Here is a 26371-nt window from a genome sequence, read left to right on the forward strand (position 1 = left end):
TTCTATCAAAGGAGTTGCAGTCACCGGAAGAACAGCAGTATAACAATAGATCAGGTTTTTTCTCAGCCACTGAGACGATTGTCTTTTCATCAAATTGGCATATTTTGGATAGGAAAAGTCCGACATTTTCCAGTTTATTTCTCAGGTTTCCATCTATTATACCTTCGTTATCAAATACTACTGCTTGAAGCATTTATGTAGCCTCTTTTTAAAAATTCCCAAAGCTTTAATTGTTATAATTGTGCCTGTTCTTCTTCTCATCTATTTAAAATAATTTATAGGCAACTCCACATATATTCATATTAATTATTTTTATATAAAAATGTGATGGAAGCTTCTGTTTACATATAAAATAATTAGCTTCGTACTTTCAATAAAATCCATATACTTTCTTAATACATTCTATTTATGGATTTGATCACTTTTTTCATCTATTCTTTTGTATCTATTTTTGTAATAGTCAGTCCCTTGGATGGAGTTGTGACCTTTGTATCCATGACCAGTGGGATGACCGATAAACAAAGACAGATACTTGGAAAAAAAGCTGTTTTTCTTGCATGTGGCATTTCCCTTTTCTTCGCGCTGACAGGTGATGCAATGCTCAGACTGTTCGGCATAAATGTTGATTCCTTAAGGGTTGCCGGAGGAATACTGCTATTCAAAGTGGCTTTTGATATGATGATGGCACAGATATCCAGGGAAAGCATAACTCAGGACGAAATCAAAGAATCGTTAGGCAGGGATGATGTCTGGGTGTTTCCCATTGCTCTTCCCATACTAGCAGGACCTGGTTCAATAACAACTGTTATAGTTCTTATGGGTAGTACAGATATCTTTTTTGACAAGATGATAGTATTGGCTGCAATTGTGCTGACTTTCCTGATTTGTCTGCTGTTGTTTCATTTCTCCCATAAGGTCTATACATGGCTTGGTTATACTGGTATGTTGGTGTTCACCCGTCTTATGGGACTCTTTCTTGCCGCCCTTGCGGTGGATTTCGTAACAAGAGGGTTATATAATATCTTCCAGGCTTTCTAAAATAAGTACGTGAAATATAGATAGAAAAGGGATATACCCTTTTCATCGTTTTACTTGTACTTTTTACCTTTGATCAGGTCTACAGCTTGCTGTGGAATGTACACTTTGCCCTTGCCATCGTTGGCTTTTGGAGCATAGATCACTATTCCATCGAGTTTATGTTCAACTCCTTTGGAGTCGATCAGGACATCCTTGTTTATTGGCAGTTTGTAGTTCCCGATCTTAAGAACCAGGTTCTTGGAATCTGTCTTGTCCAGTACATACTTGCCAGGGAATGCTTCATCCACATCCACGAACAGTTTATCACTTGTCTTGTCCAGGCTAAAACTGAACTCTTCAGCGATGTAAGTGGCTATCTCTGTGTTGTCGACGTGCCCTGAAAGGCTTCCAGGTCCGTATGCCCACAGGGGCACATCCTCTCCGCAGTGACCCCCGGTTGTCCATCCGATAATGGTATGTTTATTGTTGATTATATTTTTCAGAGTCTCGAACTTACCACTTGCGACAATTTCATCTATCTCGGTTTGTGTCAGGTCGATGCCCATCCAACTCAGCACTTCTTCATGGACTTCGGAACCATCTGTCATGTCCTTTATCTGGCTTTCAAGATAAGCGTACGTACATTTCATGTTCTTCAGAGGGTCTACAAGATCTTCCACTGTAGTCTTTGTGTATGAAGGGTCATAATTGCTTCCAAGTGTCATTCCACCGGTGTTGTGATCAGGGAAGACAATTACCAAGGTATTTCCATCCTTTTTTGCAAAGTCAACAGCGACTTCCACTGCTTCATCAAAAGCAAGGAAATCAGTTACCATGTAGGTCGGGTCGTTAGCATGTCCTGCCCAGTCAACCTGGCTGCCTTCTACCATGAGGAAAAATCCGTCTTTATCTTTGGCGAGCAGTTCAATGGCTTTCTCAGTCATGTTAGCTATATGTGGTTGCTCAGGTGCCGTATACTGGCGGTCTATTTCAGGAGACATAGCCGCTCCTGCAAACATTCCCCATGTTTTGCCAGATCTCAGAGACATCATCTCATCTTCCGTTTCAACAAACTGATAACCTCTGTTCATGAGCACTTTGGTAAGATTCTCTCCATCCTGACGGCTGGTGCTGAGGAAATCCTTGCCTCCTGCAAAGACCACATCAATGTCCTGATAAACCATCTGTTCGATTATGTCATCATACTGTTTTCTGGATTCAGCATGGGAAGCAAAAGCTGCAGGTGTTGCATGTGGTATCTCAGATGTTGCTACAAGTCCCGTAGCTTTACCCTTGAGTTTTGCTCCTTCAAGTACAGTTGCAAGAGGAACATATGGTTCAGCCACAGTTGTTGAATCTATGATGCTTAAAAGAGTTGCTGGGTTTGGGCCTACGCTTAATGCTCCGTCGGAAGTCTTATATCCGGTTGAAAAAGCCGTTGCTGCAGAAGCAGAGTCGGTGATCAGTGAATCGCTCATATAGGTGGAAACCGTTCCAACAACCATGTCATCAAGCTGGAGTTCTTCCCCGTTGTACCAGCGTGCTACAGTCTGGACACTTTGCGAGCATCCATCCGGGACCATAACTATAATATTCTTTATTTTTTTGTTAGTATATTTCGTATCCTGTATATCCTTTGTACTTTCTTCTGTCTTCTGTGTTTCCTTGCCCGATACCGCAGATGCTGCACTTCCCATAAGTAACAGTCCTACGATAGTAAGTACTATAAAAAGGTTAATTGTTTTCGTAGCCATCTTTTTCCCCTGTGAATTAGTTTCACGTATGAGGTTAAATGGCCCTATGCATTTGAATTTTGTACAAATAGAATATATGTGGAAAAGTATTCTATGTAAGGGCAATATGTCTATATATCACTATTTCTAAAGAATTTGCAAGCTATCTCTATATGTATCAATATATCCTAAAATCTGCGATGAAAATTTTATAGGATTCTGTGAATCATTTCCTGCCTTTGCTTATATTGCTGTAATACATGCATTCTTCCCTTGAGAACAGTGGCATCTCTATGGAACCTTCGATCATCTTCACAGTTGCTCCCCTTATCACTACAGCAGGGGTGCCCTCTCCCGCCTCTCCCATTACCAGTTGCGCAGCAGAGACCATATTATCGGCAACTGCTTTGCGGGTTATTTTCAGTTCCTTGCCGAAAAGATCAAGTGATCCTCTTGCATCTTCCACAGGTTCTAATCCTGAAGTTCCAAGGGCTATGCCCACGCATCCAAGTCTTAGAGGCTGGGTACGGCTGTCGCCAACGATAACGCCTATATGGCATGAGCAGGCCTTTTCGAGTCCTTCTCTTATGAAAGCCGCACTTTTTTGCGGGTCCTCTGGCAGAAGCACCACACACCCTTCAGGTGCATTTGAGCTATCGATGCCTGCATTTGGTGAAAGCGTTCCTCTGGTAACGGTCAATGCTGCTCCGGGAACTCCTCCGAATATTTCGTCACATTCCTCGATTATCAGCTGCATCTCTCTGGGGTCAAGCTGATACTTCAGGGCAAGTTCACAAGCCTCTGCAGTTGGCTCAATGTCAGATAATTGTACCACACGTCCTTCAGCAGTAGCTACAGCGGATTCTGCCAGCACGACCACATCACCATTCTGCAGTCGTATTCCCTGCTTTTCAAGGCATTCCAGGAGTATCTGAACTATATCTTCACCTGGTCTTATGATAGGTGTCCTGATACCTAGCAACTGCATTGGTGTTTCATCGCCCGAAGGTTCATGATTATTATTATTACTCATTATGTGGTCTTCCTTCTGTCAATCCTGACATTTTTAGTAGTTTTTTAGTATGTGTATGTTGTCCTACAGGCATCAAATGTATGCCTCTGCACATATTTTTCAGTTCACGGATGAGCTGCGCAGCGATCTCCATTCCTTCCTGAACAGGTTCTTCTGCATTTTCCATTCTGGAGATGAGTTCATCAGGAACTTTTATTCCCGGAATGTTACTGTTCATGAACCTTGCCATCTTGGCAGATTTGAGCGGTATGACTCCGGCTATTATAGGTACCTCAACGTCAGTTATCTTTTCCAGAAAACATGCAAATTCTTCGGTATCATACATTGCCTGGGTCTGAATGAAATCCACTCCCATGTTCACTTTCTTTCGAAGTTTGATATGCTGCATGGGTTGTGCGGGATCTGTATTGGAGACGGCACCTACTACAAAATCAGGAGCTTTTTCGAGCCTGTTACCAGAAAGATCGTATCCTTCGTTAAGTTTTCTAACAGCGTCCAGTAGTTGCACCGAATCAAGATCATATACAGGTTTTGCACCGGGATGATCTCCTTTAGTTGTATGGTCTCCTGTCATAACACATATGTTCCGTATTCCCAGAGCCCAGGCTCCAAGCAGGTCTGATTGGAGGGCCAGTCTGTTGCGGTCTCTGCAAGTAAGCTGTACGATGGTTTCGTATCCTGCATCTTTTAATATCTTTCCCACGGCTATAGGGTTCATGCGCATGACAGCCCGTTGATTATCCGTCACGTTGAAAGCATCCACACATTGCTTTAATTGTTGTGCGTCTGTTAAGAAAGACGAAGTCTCAACACCTTTTGGAGGTGTGATCTCTGTAGTAATTATAAATCTCTCAGATTGGAGTTTATCGCGGAAAGTGACTGGCATCGCGCACCTATATGCGGCTTTTACTCTTAAACTCATCGAAAAAGAGATTTTTGTTTTAATTACTGTAATAATGTTCTAAGTTCGGTTCATTGAACTAATGATCAATGTGAGGTCCAGGTGGCTTCTGTTAAATATTGATCCATATAATTATGAACTTATTTCAGACTCAATCCTTTTTTATATCCAAAAATCTCATTCTCTATTATGGGTTACAAAAACTCTGGAAATGATGGTGTCCCAAACAAAGTTTGTACCATTCCAAAGAGCGCTCTCTATTTTGTGGGTCTGCTTATAGGTTTCATCATCGGGTCTATGCTTGAGAACATTCCCATTGGCATTGCTATTGGTGTAGCTTTTGGAGTAGGTTTTGCAGAGGTCAGTAATAATCCTGCTACGGAGGCTGAAAACTGCAAAGAAAGATTGAAACGGTTTTTGGTAGCTTTGGCAACTCTCATTTTAGTTATCATTTATAGTTTCATTAACTAATGGTTTCACATCAAAATATTCAAAATAGAGATGGGGTTTTGAATAGGTGGTTTTTGAAAAGCCCTTCAAATACTAATGCTCTTCTTCTCCCTTTCTTTGCCCCCTTCCCTTACAATAAAACTTCAGAGCCCTGCTCTGCCCACTATTACGTCAGCCACCTGCTGGGCACTGGTGAAGGGGAAGTCACTTGGTTTGAGCAATGCTCCTGCTTCACCTGCTGTGACCTTTACATTGCCAGACTGGCAGGTGGTGTCAGCCCCTGCGGGAAAGGCTGCAAGTAGTTCATGAGGTGTCTTCAGAGGGAATTTTGCGTTCTTAAGCGCTCCTGTGATCTGTGCGTGTATTTCTTCTTTTACTGACATGTTCTGTCACCATTACCTAATATGCTGGTTATAACTATATACTTAATCGGCATTATTATGTACAAAACATGATTACTACATAATAATGACCTTGGGCTAAATCAGAATATAATGTGACAAGGGATTTCAGAGAAAGATCAATATGGAAAAAGCACAGAACTCACTGGGACAATGTAAGGAACTGGAAGAGCTGAAAAGTGAGATCATCTTAATGCGTAACGAATTCAACCGGTTCCTTGAAGGGTCTGGCAGGTATATAGTGGAGCAAACCACTTCACAGTTGCGGGGTAGCTTTTCTAAGGCTCTCATTGATTACATCAGGAAGGATACCAGTGACAGCCTGGAAAAGCATATGGTACATGACTGTCGGATGTATGAAGGCTGCAGGAAAAAGTTTGAGGAACTTCTAAGCGAAACATCTTATCTGCTAAGTCAGGAAAGCGTGAACAAGGACGTAGTAGACCAATATTGGCAGAAGATAGATCAGTTACGCAAGATTACCGGGCAGCCTATGTGCGGCCAGTGTTTCACAGAGGTCTCGAGGCTCTATGACAGCCAGATAGAGGCCATGCGTTCATTACAGATATACGAACGACAGAAAGGTGATCATAAATTAGAGGAAATCCCCATCGAAGTAGTGGATTCAATTTGTGAACCGGTTGCCAACAAGCAGCGTCTTCTCATTCTTAAAGCCCTGGCAGGCAGCCCGCGGGGTTTTTCGGAACTCTCACAGATAACCACTCTGAGGGGGGGTAATCTGCTCTTCCATCTGCAGAAATTGCTGGACTCAAAGATGATTCTCCAGCACAATGAAAGAGGCGATTACCAGATCACACACAAAGGTTACATTACCCTTGAAGGTCTTCTGGTCATATACTCCAACCTAAAAGATGCCTGAAGGGCAGAACTCCACATGTTTGGGAGTTTGGCGTTTTATCAGTTCATTCTCTTCAGATGACTATCATCTGTCCATTAGGCATCATATCATCACTTGGTGGCTTTCCATTTTCTTTACGGTATGCCTTTCTTCTGCAATCATTCATTTTCTCTCCTTTGCAGAATTGCTTGATAAAACCTTTACAAGCAAAATGTTTTGATTCATCGTATTTTTTAAAAAATCCACAATTTGGGAGTAGCTCGCATTCTGCCATCTCTTTATCTCCTTTTGTTTGGCTAACTCGTTAAATGAGTTCTGGTAGATTTATTATTTGCCACTCTTATTATATATTATTTATCATAAAAATTGACAATTTACTTGATGTATTTTCAATAATGTGAAAAAAAGTAAGTCCGGGAAATAGTAAACCGTTATTTAACGATTTGATCTTACCATGAAAAACAGAAGTGAAATGTCTATCACTGCGGCCTGACTGTCACCGGCTCCCCATCCTCCACAGCGTAAAGGATGCTATCCGCTACTGCTGAATCCGCTCTCACTTTGATATCTCCGTGGCGTCCTACGGTGGCACTGAACAGGAATTCATCTCCTGCATAGACTTCGACATCATGGGCCGCAAGTTCGGGAATGTTCAGTATAACATGTTTTTTCGTCTTCTCAATGATGGGACGGAACTCTTTCTGCAGCGGCTTTTCTTTTGCTTCTCCGGATTCGAACTTGCGCACGTCTATGTGGATACCCAGTATGTTCTCGATAGTATCAATCACATTCCCACCCCTTCCAATGACCCTCGGCAAGTCATTTTCAAGTACCTGCACGAAAGCTTTGTGGTCCGAGATCATTTCTACTTGTACAGGTCCGGTAGCATAACGTTCTATAACTTCTTTCACTTCGCCTTCTGCAAGCTTCCAGGAAGGCTTTTTCACTTCAAGGCCCACTGGCATTACTACTATCTGGTCTCCGTAAGTGTAGATCTCATACTCCGTTCTGCCACTTTCCAGGTCAGTTACTATGATCACAGGCCTTGCCAGGTCAGCCTCGGTCATCCCCGATGGGACCTTCACGGTGAATTCCAATACCTGTACTTTAGATATCTCGCCTTTATCGATGAAGATAACCGTGTCCACTACCTGGGGTATAACTCCCAGCTCCACCCTGCCAATAAGCCTCTGTATGGCATCTACAGCTCTGTTGGCATGTACGACCCCTATCATCCCCACGCCCGCCAATCTCATGTCTGCAAAGACATGGAAGTCGCTGGTCTTTCTTACCTCATCATATATCGTATAATCAGGCCTAACCAGCAGTAAGATGTCCGCCGTTTTTTCCATACTGCCTTCGAGGGGGGCATATTGTGTGATCTCTTTTGGTACCTGCAGGTCCCGGGGAGCTTCCATGGTCTTCACTACATATCCCATCTCATGCAAGTATATGGCAATACCCGCAGCAAATGTGGATTTTCCAGCTCCTGGAGGTCCAGCTATGAGAATGCCACGCTGTTCTTTAATCCGTTCCTTCAGCACTGTGCTTAGGCGGTATTGATCAAGGGATACTTTTGCTACAGGCCGTACAGCAGTGATCTCTATCTCATCCGAGAATGGTGGATTAGCAATGGCTATCCGCATGTTCCCTATCTGTAGCACGGATGCCCCATTGAAATCCAGTTCCATGAAGGAAGCAGGGTCACTGCGCGCCCGTTCTATGAGTTCTCTGGAAATGAATTTAAGTTCTCCATAAGTGCATGCCTCTTCTCTGATCCGCATAAATTCTACGGCAGCTACACTTCCTTTTTTAGCCATGGGGGGCACCCCATTTTTCAGATGTATCGACATGGTGTCTTCTGTGAAGAACTGTTCTATCTTCAGAGGACCATATTCAATAAAGCGGGGGGCTATGAAATCAACATCTATACCTTTTGCTATGGCAACTTGTGACTGCACTCTGTCAGCAGTAACAAAAGTAGCATTATTTTCCTGAGCTGTTTCTCTGATGAGCGCATCTATTTCCCCACCACCAGCAAGTTTAACCTCATCAAGATTTGGCCGCCTGCCAGCAAAAACAAGCTCTATGGTTCCCTGGGTGGCAAGTTTGCGCAACTCTTGCAGCTCTTCTAATCCCTTGAAGCCTATCTCCAGGCCACGGTTAGCCTGGGCTTCGAGTTCGGCAACTACTGCTTCTGGAATAATTACCTGAACACCTGCATAGTCGCCACTCTTTACCCGCGAAGATATAGCACCATCAATTATAGCACTTGTATCACTGGCAATGCGGGTTATGCTTTGACCCTCTCTCTTCATACGAACATATTACTATTCTTCTCTATATAATTCAATTGCAGGCCGGCTAGTACACTTCATCAGGTTCGAATACTTTATCTCCTACTATCTCTCCTTCCATGGTGCGGTAGAAGCATGATCTGTATCCGGTGTGGCATGCTCCGCCCTCTTGCTTGATCAGCATGAGGATAGCATCCATATCACAGTCAATGCGTATCTCTATTACTTTTTGCAGGTGGTTTGAGCTTTCCCCTTTCTTCCATAGTTTCTGGCGACTGCGGCTCCAGTAGTGTGCATATCCAGTTTCAATCGTCTTTTGCAAAGCTTCCTTGTTCATATAAGCACACATAAGAACTTCTTTTGTTTCCGCATCCTGGGCTATAGCCTGAACAAGGCCATTCTCATATTTCAGGTCGTTGAGGTTGATCATTTCTTTCCACCATATTTTTATATTAATATCTCTATATCTATTGTCTGATCAAATAGTATCTCAGTTTGCATTAATATATTTGCATCTATCGCTCATAGGTGAGAGTTAATGGATTACAGTTTTGATGGCTCCGGAGGTTATCGTGTCCCCACTGGTGTGGGGGGTCTTGATGTGCAGTTAAATGGCGGCGTTCCGCCTGGTACTACTATTCTGCTCCTTGCAGAACCCGGGGCAGGTATGGAGGTCTTTGCACATCAGTTTGCATATGGAGGACTTGTAAATCACGAAGATGTCTTCTATTTTTCGTCCGAGCACCCGATATCCGAGGTAATGTCAGGAATGGATTATTTCAACTGGAACGTCAGAAAACATCTGGAAGAAGACAAGTTCGATTTCATAGATGCTTATTCTCCACGTTTTTATAATGTGCTCCCAAAGCAATTGGTTTCTGATGTATCGGCAAAGGATTTTCTCAAAAGAGGAACTGATTCGCTTAATCTGCTCAAGGCAACAGCGACCCAGGCTCGTACCGGTAAATATCGGGGTGTAGTGGATTCTATCTCTTATTTCCTGCGTTCCTACGAACTTAATAACGTGTTAAATGTCATAGAGATCATATCCTCTATGGGTAAGGCAACAGGTGCCGTTCATCTTCTTTTAATGACCAGTGGCATGCATGAACCCATCGTTGAGAACAACATGAAGCATATATGTGATGGTGTCATAGAGTTTAGGATGAAAGAGCGTGGAAGCGAAGTAGAGCGTTCCATACTCCTTCGAAAGATGCGAGGTATGATCGTACCCAACAGGACCATTTCTTACGTTATCACCAATAAAGGTGTAGAGCTTGAAACGACAACGAGGGTACTGTGATATGCAGTTCCCATAGAAACATATTTCAGTTCATCTGTCCTTATTTCACTGATAAATTATGAAGCAAGAGCTTTTGCGTATCTTGAGGGATGTTTTCAGATCAGCGGGTTACAGCGTTAATGAGTCTTCCAGGTATGATCTTATTGCCGAGAAAGACGGTTATAAAACTATTATCAAATTCGGCTCGGATCCGGATATGTCTGATCTCAAATTCTTTGCTGACCAGGTGCTGGAAGGTATTGGCCTTTATGTTTCCACTACGGATGTAGATCCTGATGTCAAACTCTATGGAGAAGACCTTGGGCTTATAATATGGGAGAGGGATGAAGTATCTATGCATATTGGCAGAGCTGTGCTTGCAGATATTGAAGGGACTGCAAGTGAACTTGAACTTGTAAGGGCGCCATCTGCATATTCTTCGGGTCGTTCTCGTTTAAGTGAAACATCTGAACCTCGTCCATTCTCTGATGTTTTTAGAGGAACAGTTGTTTCAACAAGGGAAGGCGTTACTCCTTCATATCATTGTGCAACACCTGCATTTCCTTTGGCTGAAGTTATGGTCCCTGCACATGCTGTTGATTCTGTGCATCTGGAGCTTCAGGCTGCTCCTCTTAAGCTTACCAAGGACCGTGCGGCTGCAATGGGTAAACCTCATGTGCAAACTGTACAGGCCGTTATTCTTAAACTCGTTCCCTTCTGGAGATATTCCTATTCTCTGAAGGTAGAAAAGAAATACCGGTCCAAGATAATCGATATTTCCGGTGAGGGTGTGGGTTATCTCAATGCGTTGAACGGTAGCATTAGCAATATTGCCATCACTGAGGTAAGTAATGTGCTGGAGCTTCCGGACAATGACTATGAGCTTAAGACTCAGATCATAACTCATGCACAAGCCAAGGATTCAATTCTTAATATGCTGATAGATGAGCATACAAAAGACCTTCGTTTTGACGATACTAAGGGTGAAGCTATCATTTCGGAGCATAAGAGGTTCAAGCCTGCAGTTGAAGATATCAATCTGCGGATAGATCTGGTCTATGTGCCTATATGGGAAGTCAAAGGCCCACGGAACTCAGTAGAACTGAATGCACACACTGCTGAAGTGCTCACTCATCCTGTAGATGATGATGTTGAATTTATCTGACCAAACCTGTTCGCAATAATACGAATAACTTTTTATACCAAAACTACATATAAAGGTATAACTGTTTAGTCCCTAGGTACTGATAGCAATTAGAGTAAATGAAGAGTGAAAGACATGGTAGAGATAACAGTAAAGGCGGCTTCAGAGATCAAGTCACTGCTTGAGTCCGAGAATAAGACAGACCATGCCCTCCGAGTTTTCGTTGCAGGCATGAGCTGCTGTGGTGTGCAATACGGTATGTCCCTTGACAATGAATTTGGGGAAGATGATGTTACTGTAGACAGCCAGGGTATTAAGATAGTTCTGAACAAGAACGATGCAGATGGCCTGTCCGGAGCAACTATTGACTTTGTTGATGGTCCAAATGGCAACGGTTTTATCATTGATAATCCAAAGACATCCGGCAGCTGCGGTCCATGTGGCGGCGGATGCCACTAATTTCTTTCTATTTTGATAATTATTGAGGTGGTCACATGTTTCCGGGTGTAGGCGGTAGAGGGATGAACCCTGCTAAAATGAAACAGATGATGAAGCAGATGGGAATTAGCATCGATGAGATCTCCAATGTGGAGCAGGTAATTATCAGGACACCTGATGTGGATATAGTTTTCAACGATGCTAATGTTACAGTAATGAATGCTCAGGGAGCTGATACCTACCAGGTCGTAGGCACACCGGAAAAAGTACCACGCAAGCTGGAGATCCCGGATGATGATGTGAGGCTGGTTGCCGAACAGACAGGGGTTTCTGAAGGAGAGGCAAGAAAAGCTCTTGAGAAATCCAAGGGTGATCTTGCAGAGGCTATTTTAGCTCTTTCTTCCTGATTTCTTTTTATCTTTCCATTTGAACTTCTTGTAGCTTTGTCTTATTTTCTCTCTTTAACGTAGTTCTTACTATTTTCGTATGCGGCCACAACAGATTTATACTATTCTTCAGTTTATACACGATTAATTATGATGGATACCTGGCACACTCTTCCTACCAGCTTGTCCTCAAAGCTCCACATTATGTTAAACTCGTGTGGATTTTAAGTGCAAGGTGGAATGGTATCCCTGCTTGTGGTTGCAATGAATAAATCAGATACATTGAACCAGGTGAATTCATGACGGAAAAATTCGATGTCAAATTGGAAGGTAAAACCTTTTTGCCCGATCCATCTCTCAAGGAAAACGTGAGGATGGGAGATTATGAGCTGGCCTATAATGAGTTCATGAGAGATCCTCAAGCTTATTGGGGAAAGGTAGCGGAAGAGCTTACGTGGATCAACAAATGGGACAAGGTGATGGAATGGGAACATCCCTATGCACGCTGGTTCGTAAACTCGAAGCTCAATATCACTCAGAATTGTCTTGACCGTCACGTGCACAACGGTAAAAAGAACAAGGTGGCCATTATCTGGGTGGGTGATGGCGGAGAGGAAAGAGTCCTTACATACCGGCAATTGTACAGGGAAGTCATGAGGTTCGCCAATGGCCTAAAGTCTCTGGGTGTAAAAAAAGGTGATGCTGTATGCATCTATATGCCTCTGGTGCCTGAACAGATAATCGTTGCCCTGGCATGTGCCCGCATAGGCGCTATCCATAGTATCGTGTTCGCAGGTTTCGGAACACAGGCCCTCAATTCCCGTATAAGGGATTCCAATGCAAAGATCGTTGTAACTGCTGACGCAACTATAAGGCGTGGAAAGCGCGTGGAACTAAAAGCCATAGTCGATGAGGCCGTTGTCAATGCCCCCTGTGTTGAAAAGATAGTAGTACTGCGCAGGATGAAACCTCCTATGGAGCTGTACTCCGAAATAGAGGTCGATTACTATGATGTGCTTAAGGACGTATCCGAATGTGAAGCTGAGGTAATGGATGCAGAAGATCCATTGTTCATTCTATACACCAGCGGTACCACCGGTCCGGCAAAGGGTATTGTGCATACGTGTGCAGGTTACATGGTAGGTGCATACTATTCCACCATGAACGTATTTGATCTAAGGGATAATGATGTTTTCTGGTGTACGGCTGATCCAGGATGGATCACTGGGCATAGTTACATCATATATGGTCCGCTGCTGGCAGGGGGTACTATCCTGATCACTGAATCCACTCCGGATTATCCGGACGCGGGAGTCTGGTGGAACATCATCGATGATTTTGATGTCACCATATTCTATACAGCACCTACGGCTATCAGAATGTTTATGCGTATGGGTGAGGAATGGCCTAAGAAATATGACCTGAGTTCTCTTCGTATATTGGGTTCCGTGGGAGAGCCTCTCAACCCGGAAGCATTTGAATGGTATTACCGTGCCATTGGCAAGGAACGCTGTCCCATAGTGGATACGTGGTGGCAGACAGAAACAGGTATGCACATGATCACCACTTTGGTCGGACAGCCAATGAAGCCAGGTTTTGTGGGTCGGCCTCTGCCAGGAGTAGTAGCTGATGTTGTGGATAAGAATGGAGATCCTGTTCCTCCAGGGAAGGGGGGTTTCCTTGTTATCAAAGAGCCCTGGCCTTCCATGATGAGAACTGTCCGCAACAACGATGAGCGCTACCGGCAGTACTGGAACACTATAGGCAAGTACTATACAGCCGGAGATCTGGCAGTAAAGGATGATGACGGGTATATCATGATCCTGGGAAGGTCTGACGATGTGATCATAGTTGCCGGTCATAACATAGGAAGCGCTGAAGTGGAAAGTGCCCTTGTATCCAATGGAGCTGTGGCAGAAGCTGCTGTTATCGGCAAGCCCGACCCTCTTAAAGGCGAAATAATAAAAGCTTTTGTCATCCTGAGGCAGGGCCATTCTCCCAGCGATAAGCTGAAATCGGAACTGATATACCATGTAAGGATGAGTCTTGGCCCCATTGCCATGCCTTCAGAGATCGAGTTCGTGGAATCACTTCCAAAAACCCGTAGTGGTAAGATCATGAGGCGTGTACTTCGGGCAAAGGAGCTTGGCATGGACCCGGGAGACGTTTCCACGCTTGAGGAGTAAATTACACTCCTCACTTTTCTTCGTGCAGGAACATAATTAAAATGCGGTGTATAGTTTCTTTTGGAAAGTTTCTCTTGCATTAATTTATCTACCTTTCCGCACTTAAAGTCAAGTAGGTCCAAATAAATAATTACAGAGGTTCTGTTTGCAGCTGTTTGTTGAGTATCATTAAAAAATAATGGGGAAATCCATCATTGTTTTAATTCCTTGGCCTTGTTTACCAAAGGCTTGAATTGCTTCGCCATATCTTTAATTTTCATATTCAGCAGAATTGTTTTCATTCCAAGTTTTAGCTTCCAGAATATCGCGATAACCAGTATACTCAGAATCATCTTTCTTTTAGTTCACACTATGTTCCTCTACTATGTTCCTCTACTATGTTCTAAAAGTTTCTATGGATTAACTATTTATAATTGCAACAGTATTAAATTTCTTTAAATCACTGTGTTACCACTAGTAAATAATCATATGCTGCCCCCTCCAGAAATAATAGAACTTGTAGAAAGGTCCGATTAGTAGCATACAAAATATAAATCCAGCACATACACGATCTAACTTAGATTGTGTCTCACTAATACATAGTATTTCCAAACCTTTCTCCTTTTTTAAGGGTTATGTTCATATCTAACGGATGCAATCCTTCATAAAAGAGAAGTGTAAAAAACGCTAACAATATAGGACTCAAGGAAAATTCTTTATGGATCTGTTCGACCTTTATCTTGATGAAGACTGTCCCTATGGCGATGAGACTACCGAACTGCTTGGCATAGAGGGCAGTGGCAGGTTACGTATCATGTCAAGAGAGCACGGAGTAGCGGCTTGTGTGGAAGAGCTTGCAGCTTTCTATAGGAAAAAGGGTCTTGAGGTAACCGCCCATGTACGTGAAGGTGGTGAATTTAATCCTCATGATGTGGTCTTTGAGGCAAAAGGTGATCTGCGTCAGCTTTTCAAGCTATGGCGTATTTCACAGACCTTCCTTTCCATGATGTGCTCCATTGCTGCCACTACTCGTCTGTACGTGGAAACTGCCAGAAAGGTCAATAAGGATGTTATTATTGCAACCAGTAGAAAGACCCATCCTGGGATGCGCCGGTTTGAACTACAGGCGGTGAGGGCAGGTGGCGGTGATCATCATCGTAATTCCCTCAGTGACTCGATCCTGATCAGCCAGAACCATCTGGGTGTGGCGGGGGATCTCAATGAAATGAAAGCTGTACGCAGGATAGAGATCGAACCCCGGAACGAGGAAGAAGCATTGAGGTATGCAAAAATAGCGGATCTGCTGCTACTTGATCATTTGTCCCCTGTAGATATTCAAAGGCTTTCTCCATTGCTTAAGGAGAAGAATCCCAGTCTGCGGATAGCTGTAGGAGGTATCTCGGCCCAGGACATCCCTGATTATGCAGCCCTGGTAGATATCATTGTGATCTCTGCTCCCTATTACGCCTCCCCTCTTGACCTGACCGCAAGAATATATCGGACCTGATATTTTGTCTTCAATAGAGCGATTACATTAACCTGCGAAAGGTATTTATGGAAAGCAAACAATGGTTTTGCAGGGGTTCTACAATACCGTTGAAGGCTGCTCTTCTATCAGCCAGTGGACTCCTCTAAGACGGGCACTTTTTGTCCACCGAGAATAATCAAAAAGGCTTGTGCTTTGCTGTATATCAGAAGGTGATAAAGTGAGCAAACCAGTATTAATGGATTTTAGTGCTACATGGTGTGGACCCTGCAGAATGCAGAAACCTATTCTTGAAGAGGTTGAAAAAAAATTCAAGGACCAGGTAGAGTTCAAGATAATAGATGTGGACCAGAACAGGGATCTCGCAAAGAAGTACATGGTGCAGGCAGTGCCTACACTTGTTATCGAAAAAGATGGCCAGGTGCTCAAGCGTTTCACGGGTGTAACTTCTGCAGATGTGCTAAGTTCTGAACTGAAAAAAGTGCTGTGAACCAATCTGGCGATATACTTCTTGGAATTATGTATCTCAAGCCAGTAAGATCATGATCTTTATGCCACGGCAGCTTATTGACATGGGAGTATTGGCTTTTCGACAGACTAACTCTCGCGGGGGTTTCAAACCCCATCTTTCTCTCAGGTTCATGTCGGCTGAAGGCAAGCCTGTAACTTTTTCCATTGATACTACTCGCAGCCCGAACAAATGCCTTCAGCCGGATGCATATCTTATTACTCATGCCCATTCAGACCATAATGGGAAATCCGCAATGCTCTCAGAGCGTGCCCTCTGTTCGGCCAAGACTGCCCAGGCTCTTGAGATACGTTACGGTAAAGCGTACCAGGGAGTGACCATGGGTGTATGTGATTCTCTTGAGATATCTGGTGTCACAGTGCAGACATTTCCTACAGGCCATACCCCCGGTTCCACGTCATTCTATTGGGAAAATGAGGTCGGTACACGCATTCTTGTGACAGGGGATGTGAAGGACTATTCCATGCTTCCTAAATGCGATGTGTTGATAACTGAGGCCAATTATGGAGATCCAGGGGACACCACGTGCTATTTTGAAGATGATATTGAGGGCTTTGGGCAATTGCTCAGGGAGAATTCCTCTATGGCTCTTGGTGCCTATGCATTCGGAAAGGCTCAGAGGGTTGTTGAATTGGTAAGGTCTCTTGGGTATGGTGATGTAATTGAGATGGAAGCCCAGTCTCTGGAACTGACACGATGCATGCTGGAAAATGCAGGTGATGTTGTGGGTTTGGGAGAGGCGGGAGGCAATACTTTGTGTGTTGTTCCTCCCTGGGACCTTGAAAGATTGCCATGGCACACATCAAAATATGTAATGAGTGGCAGGTCTGATTTCAGGTATCCTTCTATTCAGATCAGTGATCACCTGGATGTGAGGGGGCTTACTGACATGGTCCGCCAGATAGACCCAGAGTTCACAGTGGTCTATCATCCGGGCGGACATAGGCCAGGCAGGTTCGCTGCTCATCTTAATTGCCTGGGCCTTGATGCCATGTCCATTGACAAGATAAGTAATGTATTGAGCAATGACTTTATTTAGTTTTGTTCATTAGTTGGCGCATATAAAGCTTTATATAAGTACCATCCTTCTATAGTAACCATTCCATTGATATTTTCAGGAGATATAGGCATTGAAAAAAGCAGCCAGGCAATCATCCGGTAAAAGCAAGCAACTAAGCACCCAGGATGCATCCGAGGTACAGCAGGAGAAAACTGCAAAAGGGATCCTTGCGGTGAAGCAAAGGACCCCGGAGGAAAAAAGGAAAGCACATATACAGGGTATTATCAAGACAGCAGTTGCCTCTATTCTGGGTATAATTGCCGGTATCCTTGCTAATATTCAGTATGGCATGGGCACTGAAACAAAATGGTATGCTGTGATCACCATCGTTGCCATTCTGGCATATTACGCCCAGAGGCTTATCTATCCCGCCATAAAGGTCAGTACTAAGGAGTTTGGTTTCAAGGACTGGTTCTATGTGGAGTTCCTTGTGGTGGACTTCTGCCTGGTGACGTGGACCCTTCTCCTGAACTGATACAATTTCCTATCTCATCTTTTCTTAACAGTGATCAAAATGCGAATAGCTATACTTAACAAGGACAGATGCCAGCCGCGAAGGTGCAGTCATGAATGTGAAAAGTACTGCCCCAGAGTAAGAACAGGTGACGAAACTATCATCTTTGCAGAGGACGGCAAGCCACTGATCTCGGAAGAGCTTTGTGTAGGCTGCGGTATATGCATAAACAGGTGTCCTTTTGATGCTATTATGATCATTGGTCTCCCTGAAGCCCTTAAATTCCCGACGCACCGTTATGGTCCCAATGGCTTTGCACTTTATGGGTTACCAGTTCCACAAAAGGGAAGAGTCACTGGTATCCTGGGTCCTAACGGTATCGGTAAAAGTACTGCGGTGCAGATTCTCTCGGGAAGGCTGGTGCCCAATTTCGGAGAGGAGGGAGGTACATGGGACAGAGTACTGGAACACTATGCAGGTACTGCTCTTTATGATTACTTCAAGGCTGTTTCCAACGGCAGTCTCAAGGTTTCCCAGAAACCTCAGTATATAGACCTTATTCCCAAGGCTTTCAAGGGCAAGACATCTGATCTGCTTGCAAGGACCGATGACCGGGGAGTAATGGGTGAGTTGGTAGAACGTTTGGACCTTTCGCACATAATTGACCGCAATATCACAGAACTCAGTGGTGGAGAGCTCCAGAGGGTTGCCATTGCTGCATGCGCGGCAAAAGATGCGGATTTCTATTTCTTCGACGAGATAAGTCCCTATTTGGACATATACCAGCGTATCAACTGTGCCAAGCTCATACAGGAGATAGCACAGGAAAAAGCCGTGCTTGTTGTGGAACATGATCTTGCTATTCTGGACATGCTGGCCGATGTGGTGCACGTGGCTTACGGTGAACCCGGTGGATATGGTGTGATGACTCTTCCAAAAGGAGTGCGTATAGCCATTAACCAATATCTTAAAGGTTATCTGCCTGAGGAGAATGTACGTGTCCGTCCCGAAGCTATCTCCTTCGAGGTCCACCCGCCAAGGAATGAAACTGAGATCGATACCTTGGTGGATTATAGTAACTTCTCCAAGAAATATAAGGACGGATTTGCTCTGGAAACAGACGCTGGATCCATTAAGCAGGGTGAAGTACTGGGTATAGTGGGACCCAATGGTATCGGTAAATCTACTTTCATGAAGGTGCTTGCAGGGGAAGTAGAACCCGATGAAGGCAAGCTTGATATGAATATCAGTATTTCCTACAAACCCCAGTACATCAAGGCGGATATTCAAATGCAGGTGCAGTTCTTCATGCGGGGCATATCTCGCAAGTTCGATAGCAGTTATTTCCAGACAGAAGTGGTAAAACCTTTAGGTCTTGAAAAGCTGTATGAGCGTTTTATCCCGGAACTCAGCGGTGGTGAACTGCAGAGAGTGGCTATAGCTGCTTGTCTGTGCCGTGATGCGGATATGTATCTTCTGGACGAACCCAGTGCTCACCTTGATGTGGAACAGCGTTCAATGGTCACGAAAGTGATAAAGCGTTTTGCTGAGAACAACGGCAAGACCGCCATGGTAGTGGACCATGATATCTATATGATCGACATGCTCAGCGAAAGATTGATCGTTTTCGAGGGTGAGCCGGCTGTATATGGTAAGGCTCATGCACCATTAAGTATGCACGATGGTATGAACAAGTTCCTTTCCAATCTCAATATCACATTCCGCCGTGATGAGGATACTCGCAGGCCCAGGGTGAACAAGCCCGATTCCCGCCTTGACCGCGAACAAAGGTCTAAAGGAGAATATTACTATAATATCCTGGAATGACTCTGAGATGAGTCATTTCTGGATTCCATACTGCAGGTATTGATATCTTTTATGATTTCCAGATAATTCCAGACTTTATTTTCTTTCCTATTGCTGTGGAATTTGTAACCTCGAATACTACTCTCACTATTATTCAAACGGTTCAGTTTATAGAATAGATTGATAATGATTATCTAACTAAGGTGATGATCATCCCCGCAGAGTGGATCTACTTATGAAGTTAGGTAGTGGTATTTAAGTGGTGGTACTTATCTGTGATCCCTATAAGAGCATTTACTGCGGGGATGATAACTGTAAGGCATCAAAGGTTAACAAACTCATAACCTTCTGCAATGGAATTAAATGGTTGATCTGATATTCTTCCAAATATACAATACACTACTTATAATTTTCATATATATCTTTTGCTAAACTGTGGGTACTTCTATCCGCAAAGACCTTCAGAGTTGCATGATTTTTACAGATGTGCGTTATCTAATGCAGCAAATACGCAAAGGATATGGTATTATCGTTAAATGTCATCTATTATTTCGCCGGTCCTGTCATAGGTAAATATACCAGATGGTAGTCCTGTGGTAAAATTATGGGATCGTAGTGTTGACAGCAGGTTTTTTACCTGGGGTATATCCATTATCTCTTTATTGATTAGGAAATCATATTCCTCTACAGTGAGCGGTATGAACTTAAGTCCCATTGTTTCTGCAAAGGGCCTTATGCCAAATCCTACTTCTGCTTTGCCACTACTTATGGCCTCACAAACTGCTCTGTGTGTTCTTGAGCCCGAGTTGTAACCGGGAATTGTCTTTATAAGCTCTGTTTTTGTGGTGCCTTTTTTGACAGCAAGTTCTTCCAGCAGCTTGTCGAGCAATGCTCTGGTACCTGAGCCTCTATTGCGATTAACCAGTTTTTTTCCAGGCAAGTCATCAAGGCTTTTGATATTACTTTCCAGGCGCACGATCAGTCCTTGTTCTCTGCGGTACCCTTTTACCAACACTGCATTATGGAGACTTATGCTTCTGATAGCTTCCAGGTTGTATTCTCCATGCCCTGTCACATTGATCCCTGCAACATCAGCCATACTGCCAGCCATTGCACTTAATCCACGGCTGGAACCCATATTTATTACTCTGAAGTTCATTCCTGTCAGATCTTCCAGAAGATCAATCCCAGGGCATTGCCCCCCTACGAACATGAGGTCTACAGGGGTTATGTTTCCGAAAAGTGTAACATCGATTGGTTTTCCGGGTTCCAGGTACTCAGTCTCTTCACTTATCTCAATGATACCGTCAGCTTCCGCAAGGGTGGTAATGGCTCCGGATGTTTTGTCTGCAGGATACACTCTGCCTCTTATCAGTCCCACAGGGAACAGTTCCTTTCTGCCTTCGGACCTTATGCCGGTTCCCATTACTGCCCGTATCTTTGTTTTGAATGGAGGGGTGGTTTCAAGTGAATCGTATATAAGAGGAGCTATGAACTCATTAAATATGGAAAGTGCAGAAGTGGGATTGCCCGGAAGCCCTATGAGTGGTGTATCTCCAACAACACCTATTACTACTGGCTTTCCAGGTTTTATTGATATCCCGTGCAACAGTGTCTTACCCTTTTCATCTATTATCTTGTACATGACATCGCCTACGCCTGCAGAAGTACTGCCGGAAGTGAGCACCATATTGCATTCCTGTAATGCACGATCAATGGCATCTGACATTGCACGTTCATCATCCTTTACGATCCCGTATATTATGGGGTGTGCACCACATTCTTCTATACTGGCGGCTACAGCATAGGAATTAGCATCATATATCTTCCCGGCACCTAGTTCAGATCCGGGCTGTACAAGTTCATCGCCTGTGGAAATGATTCCAACGTTCAGTTCTTTTACTGTGACTTTGCTGATACCTATAGAAGCAAGCACTCCTATCTCCCGTGGACCAATACGTGCATTCTTGCGCAGCACACGTTCCCCTTTCATGATGTCGGCACCAGTGCGCATGATGTTCTCATTGATGTGAGCTGCCCGAAGCACTAGTATATTGCCAGTTTCACTTGTTGTGTGTTCCACCATCACTACAGCATCCGAACCTTCGGGTATTGGTGCACCTGTGGCTATTTCTATGGCTTCTCCAGGGCCAAGGGTAAGGCCGGAGAGGCAGCCAGCTGCAATGGATCCAACATTCATCAATACCACAGGCTCCATTTCTGTGGCTGTGTATGTATCCTGTGCCTTCACAGCGAAACCATCTTTAACTGACCTGTCAAAGGCAGGCACATCTATACCCGAAAATATATCTTCTGCGAGAATGCGGTTATTTGCATGTTCCAGTTGCAATGTTTTAATCACTGGCCTAATCTTTATAGTATTTATTATGCTGCGTGCTTCTTCTGAGGATGTGAGTTCTCTAAATTCCTTTTGCTCCCTTTCCAACAGGTTCACTCCTTCAAGTGTTCTAATATCCTATTGTTGAGTCTGAAAACCCTGGAAGCTACATACCATAGGCCAAATATGTATACTAACCAGGTTGCAATGGAAAGCCATTTAAGCGATTCCGTAGAGTCAAGTGCTTCAAAAGCGATGACCAGTGTCACAGGCATCAGAAGCAATATAGCGATCACAGAGTCATTCAAGTACTTTAAGTTTTCTAATATCACTTTTTCTTTATCAGGCAAGGATTGCATGGTGTCACCATCTATAAGGCAATTAATATATAATTGTGATATTAGTTTAATTAGTAATTAATGTTTTTGAATAAAAGTGGAAAAAGAAAGAGGATCTATTCCTCAAAAATGGGTGTACCTGTATTCTGGGTGATCACTTCGAAAGCCTCTATCATCTTCTTAGTGATAGGACCTGGCTTTCCTGTTCCTATTGCACGTCCGTCTACCTTGACCAAGGGTGCGGCTTCTGCTGCTGTGCCCGTAACAAATATCTCATCTGCTGTGTAGAGGTCAAACATTCCAAGGTTCTCCACCGAGACCGGCATATTCATTTCTTCCAGCAGTTCAATGGCAGTAGCTCTGGTGATGCCTTTAAGGTTGTTGATGGTAGGCGGTGTGTAGACCTTGCCGTTTTTGATAATGAATATGTTGTCACCTGAACCTTCGGATAGGTAACCGTTGCTGTCAAAGAATATGGCTTCGTCGCCTCCTTTTGCGTTTGCTTCTATTTTTGCCAGGATATTGTTCAGGTAATTGAGGGATTTGATGTTGGGTGATAGTGCATCGGCTGCATTGCGGCGAACCGAAACAGTGACTCCGGTAAGTCCGATCTCATACAAGTCCCCATACATAGCTCCCCAGGGCTGTGTAATGATGAATACGCCAGGCTTAGGGCATTTGCGGGGATCAAGGCCAAGGTCTCCAATTCCTCTGGTGACCAGGGGCCTGATATAAGCATCTCTGAGTTTGTTCTTGCGCAGGGTTTCCAGGATTATTTCTCCCATTTCTTCCTTTGACATGGGAATCTCCAGGGCGATAGCTTTTGCAGAATCATAAAGCCTGTCCAAGTGCTCTTGTAACTTAAAAACACGTCCATTGTAAGCCCTTATGCCTTCAAAGACCCCGTCTCCGTACAGGAAACCATGATCAAATAAAGACACAGTAGCTTTGGACTTGTGAACGTACTCGCCGTTGCAATAGATAAACAGTTCGCTCATTATAGGACCTCATATAGATTGGTGTAGTGATTGATGTCAACCTATCATATATTTGTATTTCGACTCCTCGGAGGAAATACAGGTGATCGTACAAAAGGCTTTTATGTATAAACATCTATCACATACCCCTACAGGTCCCGTGGCTTAGCCAGGATATAGCATCGGGCTTCTAACCCGAGGGTCGGGGGTTCGAATCCCTCCGGGATCGTTTATTTTTTTTTTTTTGATTAAGTTGTTCTCTAGCCTCTTTTCCGGTAGTTGATCATACTTCTTTGCATTGGTTATTTGCTTATGCTTCCTTTTTTCTGCAAAACAGTCCAGGCCACCAGCACAAGGGCACCGCAGATCAAAGCTATTGTACCTAGTATCTTTATCTTGCTAAGCCACTCCTGGGATATCAGCCACATACCCACAGCTCCAAGAGTGAAATATGTGAATATTAATAAGGAGGAAGCAGCTCCGGCATCTTTTCGCACCTGCTCAAGTACAAGATGGTTACTGGGAGGCCTGCTGATGCCTATGGAATATGTAATTATGGCCATGGGAAAGGCAAAACTCCATGGGCCATGCTGCCCTAGGATAAGAATCAGTGTTCCTCCAAGTAAAATACCTGCGAATCCGGCAGTTATCAGATATCTGGAATCCATTCTCTCTGTAAGTTTCAGGCATGACAAGGATCCTGACATCAGTGCCAGAGCGTTAAAAGCAAAGAAATAGCTGAAAGTCTGTTCACTCTGGCCAAATCCATTTATATATAGGTCAGAAGAACCGGCAATAAAACTGTATAATGGCAATAGGCTTATCGACATAACAAGTACCATTATGACGTAATTCTTGTTATGTAACAGTTTACCATAGGAATGTAATACTCGTGACAGAGGTGCTTCAGATGCTTCTTTAAGAGTTTCAGACGTTCTCAGAACGCCCATTATGCCTATTACTCCCATCATTCCCTGGGCAAAAAATATCCAGTGCCATGAAAGATATGATAATATCCAGCTTCCTATGATGGGGGCGAACATGGGAGCCAATGCCATGATGATCGCTATATATGCAAGTATTCTTTCCCTTTCCTTTCCGGAGAACAGGTCTTTGGTCATAGCCATGGATAAGGATGCACTGGCAGCAGCTCCTATGGCCTGTAGTATCCTAAATGCTATTAATGTGAATGCGGAGCTTGCTACGGCACAGAGCATACTGGCAACTATGTACACTGAAATCCCCATGATCAAAGGTCTTTTGCGTCCGTATCTGTCGGAAATAGGGCCATAGAAAAGCAAGGAGAATCCATAGGTAATAAAAAAGCAAATAAGGATCAAATTGACCACTGCCAACGGCTCATTCCATGTAACGGCAAGGGATGGAATAGCTGGCAGTATCATGTCAGTGGAAAATGCAGGAAAAGCTGTTAAAAGTGCCAGCAGGGGCACCATTTCTTTGATGTTGCCTGTAGTTGCATTGGAGGACAAATTCAATCTCCTTAAATTTCTAAGCTGTAAAGGCATAAGGAATATTAATCTCCATTGCTTTAGAACAGTTTTTCAATAGAACACTTACACTACCATCTACATTATTTAATAAATAATAGTGATTATATTTTCTCTCGACCATTCCTACTAAATTCCCTTTTATCTCTCTTTTCTTAAGTTTTTGCCCTTTATTCTCGGCAAAAATCTTTATATGATTTGCGTAAAGTATTTATTCTACTCCACTTCTATAAGAAACATATTTATATGATTTAGTCAGTAATAGCTTACTGACTTCCGAGTACGTACAACAGAAGGTAGGTGGATACAGAAAATATACATATGAGGTGTAAATCTTGGGTGACAAAACAAACAGTCCACAGTCAGGTATTGACTGGGAGCATGGTGTCCAATGCAGTAAGGTCATTTGTGAGCCGCAGGAACTGGAACGGACGATCGACTGGAAGCAGGGACTTGCAATTGCGTTAGGTGTTCCCTTATTAATACTTCCTTCCATAGGATATCTTACGAGTTATGTATGGTCTTTTGCAATAATTATCTGGGCAGCAACTATTTTACTAGGGTTCCTGCAGAATCTTGGGTATGGGGAATTAGCAACAGTTTTTCCAAAAGCATCAGGTTTGCCAGGTTATACGCAAACTGTTTTTGGTTCGTCGGCGAACAATAAAAGCAATAAAAAATATAAGGTCGGCAAATTCATAGGTGGCTTCAGTGCCTGGAGTTATTGGTTCGGCTGGAGTCCTGTGCTTGCTATTTATGCTATTCTCATTTCCAGTTACCTGCACGGTCTTCTACCAGCTTTAAGCTCTATTTCAGAAACTTTCCTTTCTTTAATTGTCGGAGCAGTTATTTTTGGCTCGCTTGCAATAATTAATTCAAAAGGACTCAAAAACGGAGCCACAGCCGGATTCATTCTCGCTCTGATATCTCTGGTCCCACTAATGGTCATAACCATCGCTCCCTTCATTACAGGCGATTTCCGTATGTCGAACATTACTAATTCCTGGTTCCCCTCAGACTGGAGCTGGGACATGGAACATATATTGATCATCCTTGGGCTTTTCGCAATGGCAGAATGGAGTGCAGCAGCATGGGAAACTGCAGCCATTTACGGGCCAGAGTACAAGAAGCCGAACACTGATACACCAAAAGCTCTGTTCGTATGCGGTGCGATCTGTCTTGTCCTTTATGTGCTTGTCCAGACTTCGGTCATAGGTACACTGGGTGTTGAAGGGGTGCTTGCAGAACCGATTTCACCAATGTTTCCGCTTGCCAATCTCTCTCTGGGTCCGATAGGCGCCTCTATATCTATCGTTATGCTGATAGGGGCCATGCTTCTGATCATACAGACAGCTTTCCTCTCTTCGGCAAGGTCCATATATTCGATGTCACTTGAAGGAAACCTGCCAGCAGTGTTCAGCAAACTCAATTCACATGGCCATCCAATGAATGCTATGATCGCCGATGCGCTTTTTAACATGGGTCTGATACTTCTTGGAACCCCCACTGCCATCCTGGCTGCTTCTGCAATCGGGTATATATGTGCCAATGGTATCAGTCTCTATACCTATGTGAAGGTGAGGAATGATCCGGAGCTGTCAAAGCTAGACCGACCATTCAAAGCTCCACGCGGTTGGAAATATATAGCACTTGCCACAGCTATCCTGAACATTCCCTTTTTCCTTATAGGTATCATATACCTCAACAGTCTAGAGCTTGGGTGGAACACTACAGGAATAGGCTTTTTCGTCCTATGTCTTTTCATACCT

At 43.7% G+C, this 26371-nt stretch carries 25 protein-coding genes and 1 tRNA gene; 15 read left to right on the forward strand and 11 right to left on the reverse strand.

Going from position 1 to position 26371, the window contains the following annotated elements:
• Positions 1–193, reverse strand: a 193-nt coding sequence (locus ACCM36_RS02950) for a hypothetical protein (RefSeq protein ID WP_370572236.1), incomplete at its 3' end; no start/stop codon positions are given.
• Positions 194–408: 215 nt separating this feature from the next.
• Between ACCM36_RS02950 and ACCM36_RS02955 the strand changes: the two genes are divergently transcribed.
• Complete coding sequence (locus ACCM36_RS02955; protein ID WP_370572237.1) at positions 409–1038, forward strand: MarC family protein; 630 nt, start codon at positions 409–411, stop codon at positions 1036–1038.
• Positions 1039–1088: 50 nt separating this feature from the next.
• On the opposite strand, the gene ACCM36_RS02960 is transcribed toward ACCM36_RS02955, so the two are convergent.
• From ACCM36_RS02960 to ACCM36_RS02970, 3 genes are all read right to left on the reverse strand, one after another.
• Positions 1089–2771 carry an alkaline phosphatase gene (locus ACCM36_RS02960; RefSeq protein WP_370572238.1) on the reverse strand — a complete coding sequence of 561 codons (1683 nt, stop codon included), beginning with the start codon at positions 2769–2771 and terminating at the stop codon, positions 1089–1091.
• A 205-nt stretch (positions 2772–2976) separates the two neighbouring features.
• Positions 2977–3783, reverse strand: coding sequence for a coenzyme F420-0:L-glutamate ligase (gene cofE, locus ACCM36_RS02965; protein ID WP_370572239.1), 807 nt, complete (start codon positions 3781–3783; stop codon positions 2977–2979).
• Positions 3776–4669 carry a methylenetetrahydrofolate reductase gene (locus tag ACCM36_RS02970; protein ID WP_370572261.1) on the reverse strand — a complete coding sequence of 298 codons (894 nt, stop codon included), beginning with the start codon at positions 4667–4669 and terminating at the stop codon, positions 3776–3778. Before ACCM36_RS02970 ends, cofE begins: the two co-directional genes overlap by 8 nt.
• A 204-nt stretch (positions 4670–4873) precedes the next feature.
• On the opposite strand from ACCM36_RS02970, the gene ACCM36_RS02975 reads away from it, so the two are divergent.
• Positions 4874–5155 (forward strand): hypothetical protein, encoded by a 282-nt coding sequence (locus ACCM36_RS02975; RefSeq protein WP_370572240.1) that lies wholly within the window; start codon positions 4874–4876, stop codon positions 5153–5155.
• A 122-nt stretch (positions 5156–5277) separates the two neighbouring features.
• Here ACCM36_RS02975 and ACCM36_RS02980 read toward each other — a convergent pair whose 3' ends face one another.
• Complete coding sequence (locus ACCM36_RS02980; protein ID WP_370572241.1) at positions 5278–5517, reverse strand: MTH865 family protein; 240 nt, start codon at positions 5515–5517, stop codon at positions 5278–5280.
• 142 nt (positions 5518–5659) lie between these two features.
• On the opposite strand from ACCM36_RS02980, the gene ACCM36_RS02985 reads away from it, so the two are divergent.
• Positions 5660–6415 carry a winged helix-turn-helix domain-containing protein gene (locus tag ACCM36_RS02985; protein WP_370572242.1) on the forward strand — a complete coding sequence of 252 codons (756 nt, stop codon included), beginning with the start codon at positions 5660–5662 and terminating at the stop codon, positions 6413–6415.
• Positions 6416–6873: 458 nt separating this feature from the next.
• On the opposite strand, the gene ACCM36_RS02990 is transcribed toward ACCM36_RS02985, so the two are convergent.
• Positions 6874–8712 carry a PINc/VapC family ATPase gene (locus tag ACCM36_RS02990; protein WP_370572243.1) on the reverse strand — a complete coding sequence of 613 codons (1839 nt, stop codon included), beginning with the start codon at positions 8710–8712 and terminating at the stop codon, positions 6874–6876.
• A gap of 46 nt (positions 8713–8758) precedes the next feature.
• Positions 8759–9121 carry a phosphoribosyl-AMP cyclohydrolase gene (gene hisI / locus ACCM36_RS02995; RefSeq protein ID WP_370572245.1) on the reverse strand — a complete coding sequence of 121 codons (363 nt, stop codon included), beginning with the start codon at positions 9119–9121 and terminating at the stop codon, positions 8759–8761.
• Positions 9122–9229: 108 nt separating this feature from the next.
• Here hisI and ACCM36_RS03000 point away from each other — a divergent pair, with 108 nt between their 5' ends.
• The 10 genes from ACCM36_RS03000 (at position 9230) to ACCM36_RS03045 (ending at position 19462) form a co-directional block, all read left to right on the forward strand.
• Positions 9230–9994, forward strand: a complete 765-nt coding sequence (locus tag ACCM36_RS03000) for an RAD55 family ATPase (protein WP_370572246.1) — start codon at positions 9230–9232, stop codon at positions 9992–9994.
• A gap of 58 nt (positions 9995–10052) precedes the next feature.
• Positions 10053–11138, forward strand: coding sequence for a hypothetical protein (locus ACCM36_RS03005; RefSeq protein WP_370572247.1), 1086 nt, complete (start codon positions 10053–10055; stop codon positions 11136–11138).
• A gap of 114 nt (positions 11139–11252) precedes the next feature.
• Positions 11253–11576, forward strand: a complete 324-nt coding sequence (locus ACCM36_RS03010) for a HesB/IscA family protein (RefSeq protein WP_370572248.1) — start codon at positions 11253–11255, stop codon at positions 11574–11576.
• 35 nt (positions 11577–11611) lie between these two features.
• Positions 11612–11962: a nascent polypeptide-associated complex protein gene (locus ACCM36_RS03015; RefSeq protein WP_370572250.1), complete on the forward strand. Its 351-nt coding sequence runs from the start codon at positions 11612–11614 to the stop codon at positions 11960–11962.
• 278 nt (positions 11963–12240) lie between these two features.
• Positions 12241–14127: an acetate--CoA ligase gene (gene acs / locus ACCM36_RS03020; protein ID WP_370572251.1), complete on the forward strand. Its 1887-nt coding sequence runs from the start codon at positions 12241–12243 to the stop codon at positions 14125–14127.
• 697 nt (positions 14128–14824) lie between these two features.
• Positions 14825–15613, forward strand: coding sequence for a nicotinate-nucleotide pyrophosphorylase (locus ACCM36_RS03025; protein ID WP_370572252.1), 789 nt, complete (start codon positions 14825–14827; stop codon positions 15611–15613).
• A gap of 199 nt (positions 15614–15812) precedes the next feature.
• On the forward strand, positions 15813–16082 hold the full coding sequence (locus ACCM36_RS03030; RefSeq protein ID WP_370572253.1) for a thioredoxin family protein: 270 nt from the start codon (positions 15813–15815) through the stop codon (positions 16080–16082).
• Positions 16083–16143: 61 nt separating this feature from the next.
• Positions 16144–17160, forward strand: a complete 1017-nt coding sequence (locus ACCM36_RS03035) for an MBL fold metallo-hydrolase (protein ID WP_370572254.1) — start codon at positions 16144–16146, stop codon at positions 17158–17160.
• A gap of 91 nt (positions 17161–17251) precedes the next feature.
• Positions 17252–17656 carry a hypothetical protein gene (locus ACCM36_RS03040; RefSeq protein ID WP_370572255.1) on the forward strand — a complete coding sequence of 135 codons (405 nt, stop codon included), beginning with the start codon at positions 17252–17254 and terminating at the stop codon, positions 17654–17656.
• A gap of 39 nt (positions 17657–17695) precedes the next feature.
• Positions 17696–19462 carry a ribosome biogenesis/translation initiation ATPase RLI gene (locus ACCM36_RS03045; protein WP_370572262.1) on the forward strand — a complete coding sequence of 589 codons (1767 nt, stop codon included), beginning with the start codon at positions 17696–17698 and terminating at the stop codon, positions 19460–19462.
• A gap of 511 nt (positions 19463–19973) precedes the next feature.
• Here the strand turns inward: ACCM36_RS03045 and ACCM36_RS03050 are convergent.
• The 3 genes from ACCM36_RS03050 to ilvE all read right to left on the reverse strand — a co-directional run bounded on the left by ACCM36_RS03050 (position 19974) and on the right by ilvE (position 23115).
• Positions 19974–21896 carry a molybdopterin biosynthesis protein gene (locus ACCM36_RS03050; RefSeq protein ID WP_370572256.1) on the reverse strand — a complete coding sequence of 641 codons (1923 nt, stop codon included), beginning with the start codon at positions 21894–21896 and terminating at the stop codon, positions 19974–19976.
• Positions 21893–22138 carry a sodium:proton antiporter gene (locus ACCM36_RS03055; RefSeq protein WP_370572257.1) on the reverse strand — a complete coding sequence of 82 codons (246 nt, stop codon included), beginning with the start codon at positions 22136–22138 and terminating at the stop codon, positions 21893–21895. Before ACCM36_RS03055 ends, ACCM36_RS03050 begins: the two co-directional genes overlap by 4 nt.
• Positions 22139–22233: 95 nt before the next feature.
• Positions 22234–23115, reverse strand: coding sequence for a branched-chain-amino-acid transaminase (gene ilvE, locus ACCM36_RS03060; protein WP_370572258.1), 882 nt, complete (start codon positions 23113–23115; stop codon positions 22234–22236).
• A 133-nt stretch (positions 23116–23248) separates the two neighbouring features.
• Between ilvE and ACCM36_RS03065 the strand changes: the two genes are divergently transcribed.
• Positions 23249–23323: transfer RNA gene (locus ACCM36_RS03065), tRNA-Arg, on the forward strand.
• A 73-nt stretch (positions 23324–23396) separates the two neighbouring features.
• Here the strand turns inward: ACCM36_RS03065 and ACCM36_RS03070 are convergent.
• Positions 23397–24584, reverse strand: coding sequence for a multidrug effflux MFS transporter (locus tag ACCM36_RS03070; RefSeq protein ID WP_370572259.1), 1188 nt, complete (start codon positions 24582–24584; stop codon positions 23397–23399).
• 353 nt (positions 24585–24937) lie between these two features.
• On the opposite strand from ACCM36_RS03070, the gene ACCM36_RS03075 reads away from it, so the two are divergent.
• A partial coding sequence (locus ACCM36_RS03075; RefSeq protein WP_370572260.1) for an APC family permease occupies positions 24938–26371 on the forward strand: 1434 nt, incomplete at its 3' end.

The organism is Methanomethylovorans sp., assembly GCF_041305605.1.
Lineage (GTDB): Archaea > Halobacteriota > Methanosarcinia > Methanosarcinales > Methanosarcinaceae > Methanomethylovorans.